The organism is Cellulomonas hominis, assembly GCF_005239125.1.
GTDB classification, from domain to species: domain Bacteria; phylum Actinomycetota; class Actinomycetes; order Actinomycetales; family Cellulomonadaceae; genus Cellulomonas; species Cellulomonas hominis_A.
On sequence record NZ_SZYE01000026.1, the window covers coordinates 23,489 to 31,565 of the forward strand.

The following is an 8,077-nucleotide window of genomic DNA, read 5'->3' on the forward strand; positions in this document are numbered from 1 at the left end:
GCGTGACGGGTGATCCAAATCGAGGTGCCGTGCCCTCGGTCACACCCTCCCCTGACCTGCCGCACGGCCGACGCGCGGCGGGCCGGCTCCCCCGCGAGGGAACCGGCCCGCCGTCGCGCGCGCCCGGGACTCAGCCGCCCGAGCCGCCCAGCTCCGCGTCGGCCGCCGCGGCGTCCTCCAGGGCCTCCTGGAGCCGGGCCTGCGCCTGGCCGTAGGCGGCGAAGTCGCCGTCGGCCAGCGCGGCCTGCCCGTCCTGGTACGCCTGGGTGGCCCGGTCGATGGCCTGCGTCAGCCGGGTCTGGGCGTCGGTGGCACCGGCACCCGTGTCCCCGGTCGGCGCGGGCGTCGGCGTGGCGGTGCCGTCGCCGGTGTCCCCGGTGTCGCCGCCGGTGTCACCGCCGGCCGGTGGCGTGATCTCGTTGCCGGCGTCGCCGGCGGACGTGCCGTCGTCACCGCCGAACACCTGGTCCAGCGCCTCGTCGAGGGTGCTGGCGAACCCGATCTGGTCGCCGAAGGACACCAGCACCCGCTGCAGCAGCGGGAACTGCGTGCCGCTCGCCGCCTGGACGTAGACCGGCTGCACGTACAGCAGGCCGCCGCCGACGGGGAGGGTGAGCAGGTTGCCGCGGATGACCTGGGAGTCGCCGCGCGCGAGGATGTTCAGCTCGTTCGACACGTCCGGGTTGGACGAGAAGTTGTTGTTCATCTGGTTCGGGCCCGGCACCGTCGAGTCGCGTGGCAGCTCGAGGAGCCGGATCTTCCCGTAGCCCTCCGCGGGTTCGCCCTCGGCCGACCCTGCCTCCGCGTCGACCGCGATGTACCCGGTCAGGACGTCCCGGGCGTTGCCGCCCGCGGGCACGTACGTCGACATGAGGGAGAAGGTCGCCGCGTCCTGCGTCGGCATCTCCAGCGTCAGGTAGTACGGCGGCTGCGCGACGCTCTGGCCGGAGGCCGTCGGGTCGTTCGGGGTGCGCCACGCGTCGTTGCCCGAGAAGAACTGGCCCGGGTCGGTCACGTGGTACGTGCCGAGCAGGGTCCGCTGCACCTTGAACAGGTCCTCCGGGTACCGGATGTGGCTCATCAGCTGGGAGCTGATCTCGGACACCGGCTCGAGCGAGGTGTCGAAGACGTTGCTCCAGGCCTGCAGGACCGGGTCCTGGTCGTCCCACGCGTACAGGGTGACGCTGCCGTCGTAGGCGTCGACCGTGGCCTTCACCGAGTTGCGGATGTAGTTGACCTTCTCCGGCTGCAGGGCCGCGATGGTGGTCGACGTCTCCGTCAGCGAGTCCACGGTGGCGTCCTCGAGGGACTGCGCCGCCGCGTACGGGTACTGGTTCGACGTCGTGTAGCCGTCGACGATCCACTTGACCCGCCCGTCGACGACCGCGGGGTACACCCGGCCGTCGAGCGTGAGGTACGGCGCGACCTTCTGGACGCGCTCGACCGGGTCGCGGTCGTAGAGGATCTGCGACTCGGACGTCACGCGGTCGGAGAACAGGATCTGCTCCGAGCCGAACTTGATCGAGTACAGCAGCTTGTTCCAGAACGTCCCGATCTCCGGGCCGGCCGAGACCTCGTCGGTCGGGAACGAGGTGTTCACCGCGCCGCCGGACTCGTCGTCCGGGTAGTCGAGCTCCCACTCGGAGCCCTCGGGGGCGCCGACGATCGAGTAGCTCGGCGAGCTCTGGCCGAAGTAGATCCGCGGCTCGTACTCGCCCATCTCGCCGGTGGACGGGATGCCGCCCTCCCAGAACTCGGGGGCGCCGCTCGACGTCGTGGTGTTGCCGTACGCCGCGACGACGCCGAAGCCGTGGGTGTAGACGGTCGCGTCGTTCGTCCAGTTCCGGCGCTGGGCGTCCAGGCCGTCCAGGTCGAGCTCGCGGACCGCGATCACGGTGTCGCGGCTCTCGTCCGCCACGTCGTACCGGTCCACCGACAAGGTGTCCGGGAAGGAGTAGAAGCCACGGATCTGCTCGAGCTGGCGGAACGAGTCCGACACGACCTGCGGGTCGAGCAGGCGGATGGAGGCGGTGGTCTCCGCGTCCTCCCGCAGCGCCCCCGGCTCGGCGGTGACGTTCGCGTTGTAGTCGCTGGTCTCGACGTCCTCCAGGCCGTACGCGGCGAGCGTCGCGTCGATGTTGCGCTGGATGTACTCCGACTCGGCGTCCTGCTGGTTCGGGTTCACCTGGAACCGCTGGACGACCGCCGGGTAGATGCCGCCGATGGCGACCGCGCTGACGATCATCAGGCCGACGCCGATCGCCGGGAGCTTCCAGGTGCCGCGCACGGCGGCGACGACGAACATCAGGGCCACGACCAGGGCGACGCCCGCGAGGATGCTCTTCGACGGGATGACCGCCTTGACGTCCGTGTAGGAGGCGCCGGCGAACCGGTCGCCCTCCTGCGTGAGGATCGAGTACCGGTCGAGGAAGTAGTTGGCCGCGATCAGCACCATGAGGACGGCCGCGATCACGGACAGGTGCACCCGGGCGGCACGCGTCATGCGCGGGGTGCCCGCGGAGCCGCCGACCCGGAACCCGCCGTACAGGTAGTGCGTCGCCACGGCGGCGATGCCGGCGAGCACCGTCACGGCCATGAGGAAGCTGACGACGAACCGCATGCCCGGGAGCTCGAACATGTAGAACGAGAGGTCCACGCCCCACTGCGGGTCCTCGCGGCCCACCTCGGTGCTGTGCATCCACAGCTGCACGGTGCTCCACTGCTGGGAGGCGGCGATGCCGGCGAACAGGCCGAGCACGGCGGGGCCGGCGACGAGCACGACGCGCCGCAGCGGCTCGACGGCCTCGCGGTACGCGTCGAGGCTGGCCTGCTCCTGGTTCGACGGCGCGTACACCGGCCGCGTGCGGTAGCCGATCGCGAGGCTGGAGAACACGGCGCCGCCCATGACGAGCAGGCCGGCGAGGAACAGCGCGCCGCGGGTCAGCCACTGGGTCCACAGCACCTGGGAGAACCCGAGCTGGTCGAACCACAGGACCTCGGTCCAGAGCTGGGCGAGCAGCAGCACCGCGACCACGACCAGCGCGAGCACCACGACGGTGATCGCGAGCGGGCTCGGCCGGCGGCGGCCGGGGGCGCCCCTCGGTGGCCGGGGCGGGCGTGGCCCCCGGGGCTGTCGGGCGGACGGGTTGGCGAAGGTCACGGCCTTGAGGTCCTCGTCGTCGGGTACGGATCGCGCGTGGACGCGGCGGGCAGGGCCCGGCGCTCACGCAGGTCACAACGCGCCCGGCGGCCTCAAGGTTCCCACAGCGGGCACCCCACGCACCCACCCCCGGCGCGCGTGCCCGGCCCGCGCCGCGGGTGCGAGGATGGCGACCGTGACGCAGACCCCGCAGACCCCCGACAGCACCCCCGCCCAGCGCGCGCTCGCCGCCGCGGTCGTCGAGATCGAGCGGCACGTCGCCACCGGCGGCTGGGACGGGCCGGTGCGGGTGTTCGCCCTGGTCAGGACGCAGGCCGCCCTGGACGCGGAGCCGGCCCTCGCCTCGCAGCTCCCGCCGGACGTGCTGGCCGCCGCGGCCGCCGACCCGGACCACCTGACCTCGGTCGAGCAGGAGGGCCTGCCCGCGAGCGACGACCTGGAGGGCCTGCTCGGCGCGATCGCGTGGCCGGACGGGGTCGACGGCGCGGCGCTGACCGTCGAGCGGATCGTGCTGCCGCCGGAGGCCGAGGAGGACCTGCCCGAGGACCCGGACGCCGCCCTGGACGCGCTGCTCGGCCACCCGCAGCGCCAGGACGTGCGGCTCGCCGTGGGCGTGCTGCGCGACGGGCCGTCGTGGTGCGCGGTCCGGCAGCGATCCGACGACCGGGACGACGCCGTCGGCCAGGGCGAGGACGTCGTGCCGGGCCTGGTCGAGGGGCTGCGGGCGACGTTCGCCTGACCGCGCGGGGCGGCCCGCCGGGTCAGCCCGCGTCCGCCGCCGTGCAGGTCGGCAGGTCGTCCGCCTCGCCGGCGCCGATCGCCTCGACCGCCTCGCGGGCCTCGTGCAGCGTCGCCACCTTCACGACCGTCAGGCCGTCGGGCACGTTCCCCACGACCTCGTCGCAGTTGTCCACCGGCGCGAGGAACCAGTCCGCCCCGTCGCGCAGCGCGCCGGCCATCTTCTGCCGGATGCCGCCGATCGGCCCGACGGCGCCGTTGAGGTCCATCGTGCCGGTGCCGGCGATGACCTGGCCCGCGGCCTCGTCCTCGGGGGTCAGCTTGTCGATGATCCCGAGCGCGAACATCGTGCCCGCGCTGGAGCCGCCGATCTGGTCGATCCGGATGGAGACGTCCACCGGCGGGTCGAACGTCGGGTCGATGTAGACGCCGAGCTGGCTGCCCTCGTCGTCCTCGCGCGCACCGGTGACGACGTCGAGGTCGACCTCGGCGCCGTCCCGCTGCACGCCGAGCGTGACGGTCGTGCCGGGCTCGGTCGCGTCCAGCAGGTCGATGAGCTGGCCGTAGGACGTCAGCGGCGTGCCGTCGTAGGACAGCAGCACGTCCCCGGGCTCGACGACGCCGACCGCGCCCGTGCCCTCGACGGCCTCGTGCACGGTGAGCGTGACCGGCACGGTGTACCCGAGCTCCTCGAGCGCGGCGACCGTGGCGTTCTCCTGCGAGGACACCATCTGCGCCTCGTTCTGCTGGTCCAGCTGCTCCTGGGTCGCGTCCTGCGGGAACACCGACTCGACCGGCAGCACCCGCCGGGACGGGCTGAGCCAGCCCTGCAGCACGCCGAGGACGCTCGACGGGTAGCCCGGCCCGCCCGTGGTCGACACGGTCGTGAGCCGCAGCTCCCCGGTGGAGTCGTAGGTCTCGGCGCCGTCGATCGTGATGAGCGGCTGGTCGTCGTGCGAGCCGAGGGTGTCCAGCGTCGGCCCGGGCGAGTTCACCGCGTACGGCACCGGCATCAGCAGCAGCACGACCAGCAGCACCGCGGTCAGCAGCACGCCGCCGGACACCAGGGCGGCACGGCGCGTGACCGGCGGCGCGGGCTCGGCCGGGTCGGCGGGGCCGGTGGCGTCGGCGCCGTCCGCGGGGGTCGCGACGTCCGGCGGCAGGCCGGTCCCGCCGAGCGGGTCGGCCCCGCCGGCGGGCGACGCGTCGGGGTCCGAGGGGGTTCCGGGCTGGGCGTGCACCGGACGATCATGCCGCACCCACCCGTGCGGGTCGCGTGCGCCCTCAGCGAACCGGAGGTGATGGCCTGGTCCGCGTGCGCGGGGGTGTGGTTACGGTGGCACCACGACGAGCCCGGGAGCACCGAGATGACCGACGACCCCACCGCGCGCCAGCCCGGCGAGCCCTCCGACGGCGCCGCCTGGGAGCAGATGCTGCGCCAGATGTTCGGCCCGGGCGCGGACGAGGCGCTCCGCCAGATGCGCGAGCAGGGCCTCGACCCCGCGGAGATGGCCCGCGCCTCCGGCCTGCCCGACGACCCGATGCTGATGAACCAGGTGATCGCCCAGGTGCAGCGGATGCTGTCGTCGAGCGGCGACGGCCCGGTGAACTGGGACGTCGCGCACGACATGGCCCGGCAGGTCGCGGTGACCGGCGGCGACCCGACCCTGAGCCCGGCCGAGGCGCGCCAGGCGACCGAGGCGCTCGGCGTCGCGGAGCTCTGGCTCGACGCGGCGACGGACCTGCCCCCGGCGGGCGGGCACGTGCGCGCGCTGTCCCGCTCGGAGTGGGTGGAGCAGACCCTGCCGACCTGGCGCACGCTCACCGAGCCGGTCGCCACGTCGATGTCGACCGCCCTGGCCGCGACGCTCGCCGACCAGCTGCCCGAGAGCATGGACCTGCCGCCCGGCCTCGGCGCCGCCGGCCTCGACCCCGCCGCGATGATGCGCCAGCTCGGCGCCCTCGTGTTCGGGATGCAGGTCGGCCAGGCGGCCGGCTCGCTGTCCCGCGAGGTGTTCGGGCTCACCGACGCCGGCCTGCCGCTGGTCGCCGAGCCCGCGACCGCCCTGGTGCCGCGGAACGTCGCCGAGTTCGCCGACGGCCTGGAGATCCCGCTCGAGGAGGTGCGGCTGTTCCTCGCGCTCCGCGAGGCGGCGCACGCCCGGCTGTTCACGCACGTCACCTGGCTCCGCGGCCACCTGCTGGCGGCGGTCGACGCGTACGCCCGCGGCATCACCATCGACGTGGAGAGCCTCGAGGAGTCGGTCCGGGCCATCGACCCCACGGACCCGACCGCGCTGCAGGGCGCCCTGTCCTCCGGGGTGTTCGCGCCGCAGACCACGCCCGAGCAGCGCGCCGTGCTCGCCCGGCTGGAGACCGCGCTCGCGCTCGTCGAGGGCTGGGTCGACGAGGTCGTCGCGACCGCCGCGCTCCCCCACCTGCCGCACGGCGTCGCGCTGCGCGAGATGATCCGCCGTCGCCGCGCCGCCGGCGGGCCCGCCGAGCAGACGTTCGCGACCCTCGTCGGCCTGGAGCTGCGGCCCCGGCGGTCCCGGGACGCGGCCGCCCTGTGGGCGCGCATCGCCCGCGAGCAGGGCCCGGAGGCGCGCGACGCCGTCTGGGACCACCCGGACCTGCTGCCGACCGCCGAGGACCTCGACGACCCCGCCGGGTACGCCGGACGCCGCGCCGCGGCGGAGGGCGAGCACGCGGACCTGGACCGGGCGCTGGCGGAGATCCTGGGCGACGACGGCGGTGCCGACGAGTCGTCCGGCGACGAGCCGACCGGCGACGACCCGGCCCGCTGAGCCGCCCCGGCCCCGGGGCGGTCAGTCCGCCTCGGGGTCGGCCACGTCCTCCTCGGCGGCCGCGTCCGGCGCCGCGCCGTCGTCCGCGGGCGCGCGCTCGGCGAACGAGTAGCCCTCGAGGAACCCCCGTGCCCGCTCGGTGCGGGGGTACGCCTCGAGCTCGGCCCAGAACTCCGGCCCGTGCCCGGCGTGCAGCAGGTGCGCGAGCTCGTGCAGGAGCACGTAGTCGGTGACCCACGCGGGCATCCCGCGCAGCCGGTCGGACAGCCGGATGCTGCCGTCCGCGACCGTGCAGGACCCCCAGCGCCGGCCCTGGTTGCCGGACCACCGGACGCTCGACGGCACGGCGCGACCGCCGAGGTAGCGCTGGTTGAGCTCGGCGGCCCGGCGGACCAGCTGGTCGTCGGACGGGCGGCGGCGCTGCTCCTGGCTCGCGAGCCGGTCGAGCATCCGGCGCACCCACTCGCGCTCCTGGGCGCGGGTGAACCGGGCCGGGATGGCGACGATCGTGCGGCCGCCCTCGCGGTAGGCGGTGACGGTGCGGGACCGGCGGCGGGAGCGGCGCACCTCGACGGGGCCGAGCCGGGGGTCGCCGTCGGCGCCGGGCGCGGAGCCGGCCACCGGACCGCCCGCGGCGCTGGCGCCGGCGGCGGGGCGCGCGTCGGGCGCGGCGGCCGCGGGCACGGCCGAGCGCACCGGGTCGACCGGCGTCCGGGGGTGCTCCCGCGACGGCTGCACGTCCAGCACCGTAGCGGTTCGGGCCGCTGATCTGGGGCAACTGCCGCACGACGGGCGGGCGGAACCCTCCCGCGACCGCCGCACGGCGTGGATACTGGCCCGGGCGCCGGGAACCCGGCGTCGTCCACCCGATGCGAGGAGACAGACATGGCCGAGACCTACGCCGGCGAGTTCTACTGCGTGAAGTGCAAGGAGAAGCGTCAGGCCGAGGGCGAGGTCGTCGTCTCCGAGTCCGGTCGCCGGATGGCCAAGGCCACCTGCCCGGTGTGCAGCACCAAGCTGAACCGGATCCTCGGCAAGGCCTGAGCAGAACCCGACCTGTGGACGACGGCGTCCGCCCCCGCCCGGGGTGCCACGGTGGTGGCACTCGACGGGACGGGGGTGGGGCACCGTGCAGCTCCGGCAGGGACTCCGCGTGCTGCGGCGCGCGGCCGACGAGGTCCAGGTGGGCCTCGACCCGCGGTGGGCGGTGCGGGTCGCGGGGCTGAGCCCCGAGCGGGCCGACCGGCTCCTGCGGGCCCGCGACCGCCGCGTCGACGACGCCCTGCCCGCACCCGCGCTCGACGCGCTGGGCGCCGCGGGGCTGCTGCGGCCGGCCGGGTCGCGGCCGCGGCGGGTACGGCCCGACCTGCGG

Annotated in this window: 6 protein-coding genes and 1 pseudogene; 4 read left to right on the plus strand and 3 right to left on the minus strand. The window is 75.0% G+C overall.

Translation table 11 applies throughout. The features are described 5' to 3' along the window. Positions 1 to 130: 130 nt before the first annotated feature. On the minus strand, positions 131 to 3,061 hold the full coding sequence (locus FA014_RS05600; protein WP_419178371.1) for a UPF0182 family membrane protein: 2,931 nt from the start codon (positions 3,059 to 3,061) through the stop codon (positions 131 to 133). A 265-nt stretch (positions 3,062 to 3,326) separates the two neighbouring features. Here FA014_RS05600 and FA014_RS05605 point away from each other — a divergent pair, with 265 nt between their 5' ends. Next, positions 3,327 to 3,899, plus strand: coding sequence for a PPA1309 family protein (locus FA014_RS05605; protein WP_154728720.1), 573 nt, complete (start codon positions 3,327 to 3,329; stop codon positions 3,897 to 3,899). Between the two features lie 22 nt (positions 3,900 to 3,921). Here the strand turns inward: FA014_RS05605 and FA014_RS05610 are convergent, their stop codons facing one another. Further along, entirely contained in the window at positions 3,922 to 5,139 is a 1,218-nt protein-coding gene (locus FA014_RS05610) for a YlbL family protein (protein WP_230322899.1), read from the minus strand. Positions 5,140 to 5,265: 126 nt separating this feature from the next. Between FA014_RS05610 and FA014_RS05615 the strand changes: the two genes are divergently transcribed. Continuing rightward, positions 5,266 to 6,705 carry a zinc-dependent metalloprotease gene (locus FA014_RS05615; RefSeq protein WP_154728721.1) on the plus strand — a complete coding sequence of 480 codons (1,440 nt, stop codon included), beginning with the start codon at positions 5,266 to 5,268 and terminating at the stop codon, positions 6,703 to 6,705. Between the two features lie 21 nt (positions 6,706 to 6,726). Here FA014_RS05615 and FA014_RS05620 read toward each other — a convergent pair whose 3' ends face one another. Then, positions 6,727 to 7,326: a SprT-like domain-containing protein gene (locus FA014_RS05620; protein ID WP_154728723.1), complete on the minus strand. Its 600-nt coding sequence runs from the start codon at positions 7,324 to 7,326 to the stop codon at positions 6,727 to 6,729. A gap of 264 nt (positions 7,327 to 7,590) precedes the next feature. Between FA014_RS05620 and FA014_RS19880 the strand changes: the two genes are divergently transcribed. Beyond that, positions 7,591 to 7,749: a DUF5679 domain-containing protein gene (locus FA014_RS19880; RefSeq protein ID WP_147794224.1), complete on the plus strand. Its 159-nt coding sequence runs from the start codon at positions 7,591 to 7,593 to the stop codon at positions 7,747 to 7,749. Positions 7,750 to 7,858: 109 nt separating this feature from the next. Then, positions 7,859 to 8,077 (plus strand): annotated as a pseudogene (locus FA014_RS05625) (hypothetical protein); the annotation flags it as partial.